1 pseudogene is annotated in these 281 nt (G+C 75.1%); it reads left to right on the top strand.

The window, feature by feature from the left end:
• Positions 1-281, top strand: a pseudogene (locus tag MKL11_RS16695) (chemotaxis protein); the annotation flags it as partial.

Genomic DNA, 281 nt, shown 5'->3' with positions numbered 1-281 from the left:
GCCCGGACCAACCGGGCCGCGACCTCGGACCTCAACGCCGCCGCCGCCGAGATCCGCGCCTCGGCCCAGCAGCAGGCGGCCTCGGTCGAGGAGCAGTTCGCCGCCGTGCAGGAGACCGCCGCCACCGTCGACGAGATCACTCATTCCGGCGCCCAGATCGGCAAGCGCGCCACCGAGGTGATCGCCACCGCCCAGGCCACCGCCCAGACCTCGCGCCAGGGCCTGCGCGCGGTCTCCGACACCGCCAAGGCCATGGACGCGATCCGCGAGCAGGCCGAGGC

Origin of the sequence: Methylobacterium sp. J-077 (assembly GCF_022829365.1) — a bacterium.
Lineage (GTDB): Bacteria > Pseudomonadota > Alphaproteobacteria > Rhizobiales > Beijerinckiaceae > Methylobacterium.
Note: the sequence above shows the minus strand (reverse complement) of the source record. Positions and strands in the feature narration are given on the sequence as shown.